Raw genomic sequence first — 2,257 nt, 5'->3', positions numbered from 1 at the left:
TGCAATAACCTGCGCGTCGCTAAAACGAGATTTCTTCATAAATTCAGTCCTCAATATGAGGCAACACTATCTCTACTTTTAAACTCGATCAATTTCAGGGGGGATTACCAGGCAAAACACGAAGATCCCCTTGCTAATCGCATGACAAATAAGGGAACATGACCACAACAAACGGGGGAGGTGTTTGAGATGACTAACGGGCGCAATGTGCTCTGGATCATGTGTGATCAATTACGGTTTGATTATCTGAGCTGTTACGGTCACCCGCATCTGCACACTCCACATATCGACAAGCTTGCGGAACGGGGCGTTCGGTTTAACCGCGCTTATGTTCAATCTCCTATTTGTGGCCCGTCTCGCATGAGTTTCTATACAGGGCGTTATGTGCGGTCCCATGGAAGCACATGGAATGGCATTCCGCTTCGTGTCGGAGAGCCGACACTCGGGGATCATTTGCAAGACATCGGCGTTCGCAACGTGTTGGTCGGTAAGACCCATATGCGTGCTGATTCTGACGGCATGGCTCGCCTCGGTATCTCTCCGGAAAGCTTCATAGGCACCCGCGTTGCGGAATGCGGATTTGAAGTGTTGGAGCGAGATGACGGTCTTCACCCCGATGGATCCTATTCTCCAAATCCGCAATACGACAGTTACCTCCAGGCCAAAGGATACCAGGGCCCTAACCAATGGGAGCAATGGGCAAACTCCGCTGAGGGCGAAGATGGCGAAATTCTCTCCGGCTGGTTGCTTGGTCACGCTGACAAACCGGCCCGGGTTCAGGCTGAACATGCCGAAACGCCCTACATGATTCAGCGGTTCAAAGACTTTGTTGCCGTTGCCGGTGATGAGCCCTGGTGTGTGCATCTTTCTCTCATCAAACCACACTGGCCCTATATCGTCCCTGCCCCCTACCATGACATGTATGGAGCAGATGATGTTCTGCCTGTCGTTCGCTCAGATGACGAGAAGCAAAATCCTCATCCTGTGTTTGAAGCCTTTATGGGGGAGCGCGTTTCCAAGGCGTTCTCCAATGATGAAACGCGAGCCAAAATCATTCCTGCTTACATGGGCCTGATCAAACAGATCGACGATGAAATCGGTAAGCTTATGGCGTTTCTCGACGAAAAGGGCCTGACAGACACCACCATGATAGTGTTCACCTCCGATCATGGAGATTACTTGGGGGATCATTGGATGGGCGAGAAGGAGCTCTTCCACGAACCATCTGTCAAAATTCCGCTGATCGTTGTTGATCCAAGAGCAGAGGCTGATACCACTCGAGGTGGTGTCAGCGATGAGCTGGTCGAAGCAATCGATCTGGCTCCGACATTTGTTGAGTTCTGCGGTGGCACCCCAAAACCGAACGTGTTGGAAGGCCGCTCACTCCTACCTTTGCTAGAAGTTATCGAGCCTGTTCAGTGGCGTGAGTTTGCGATCAGTGAGTACGACTATTCCATGCGCAATGCGCGGATAGACCTCGGGTTGCCGGTTGCAGATTGCCGCCTTGCGATGATCATGGATAAACGCTGGAAGTTCATCCATGCAGAAGGTTTCCGCCCCATGCTCTTTGATCTTGAAGAAGACCCACAAGAATTGAATGACCTTGGCGCTGATCACTCATTCGCTGCAGAACGGGAGCGTATGAGCGAGGCGTTGTTTGCCTGGTATCGCAGGCACCACACCCGCATTACGATGACAGACGAGCAAATCATGGCGAACGCAGGCAAGGAGCTTCAGGCGGGTATTCTCATCGGCTATACCGATGAAGAGGAACTGGAAGAGACCAGGCGCGAACAAGGCCACCTCTGCTTGGACTGACCTAAAGAAAATGGAGAGCCTCTATCTCACTATTTCTTTTCTGTCTCTCGAACGCGATTGGCGATTGATAGCCTAACGACGAGTGTCGCCTGAGCCTCCTCCTTTGAAGTGGTCCACGCCTATAGTTAGGAAACCGGAGGACCATAGATGGCTATCAAGCGCCCCAAACCTGAAGATATTGTTGTGAAGTTACGGCAGGTTGAAGTTCTGATGGGGCAAGGCATGCCCCGGATTGATGCAATCAGACAGATCAGGGCCATTATCAACCAAAGACAGCTATCTCGGATCTGACGGAAATACCACCTTGCTGGATCCGTCGCATTTGACGCCCAACAGCATTGCGCAGCAGTTTTGCGATTTGCAGGGCAGGAGGAACACGTGACCATATGGTTCTAAGTTTTTTCTTGCCATTGCGGCTTTGCCTGACAGCCTGCCCCTT

2 protein-coding genes and 1 pseudogene are annotated in these 2,257 nt (G+C 51.6%); 2 read left to right on the top strand and 1 reads right to left on the bottom strand.

Going from position 1 to position 2,257, the window contains the following annotated elements; genetic code table 11:
* Nucleotides 1-189: 189 nt before the first annotated feature.
* Both PsAD37_RS16110 and PsAD37_RS28375 read left to right on the top strand, forming a co-directional pair.
* Nucleotides 190-1,818 (top strand): alkaline phosphatase family protein, encoded by a 1,629-nt coding sequence (locus PsAD37_RS16110; protein WP_063297015.1) that lies wholly within the window; start codon nt 190-192, stop codon nt 1,816-1,818.
* A 147-nt stretch (nt 1,819-1,965) separates the two neighbouring features.
* Nucleotides 1,966-2,109 (top strand): hypothetical protein, encoded by a 144-nt coding sequence (locus PsAD37_RS28375; protein WP_193778277.1) that lies wholly within the window; start codon nt 1,966-1,968, stop codon nt 2,107-2,109.
* Here the strand turns inward: PsAD37_RS28375 and PsAD37_RS29190 are convergent.
* A pseudogene (locus tag PsAD37_RS29190) lies at nt 2,081-2,257 on the bottom strand (IS1595 family transposase); the annotation flags it as partial. The gene PsAD37_RS28375 and the pseudogene PsAD37_RS29190 overlap by 29 nt on opposite strands.

Origin of the sequence: Pseudovibrio sp. Ad37, from assembly GCF_001623075.1 — a bacterium.
Classification (GTDB): domain Bacteria; phylum Pseudomonadota; class Alphaproteobacteria; order Rhizobiales; family Stappiaceae; genus Pseudovibrio.
Note: the sequence above shows the minus strand (reverse complement) of the source record. Positions and strands in the feature narration are given on the sequence as shown.

Excerpts from the sequence above, each read along its gene's own strand:
- PsAD37_RS16110 (WP_063297015.1), top strand. The coding sequence starts at position 190 with ATGACTAACGGGCGCAATGTGCTCTGGATCATGTGTGATCAATTACGG.
- PsAD37_RS28375 (WP_193778277.1), top strand. The coding sequence starts at position 1,966 with ATGGCTATCAAGCGCCCCAAACCTGAAGATATTGTTGTGAAGTTACGG.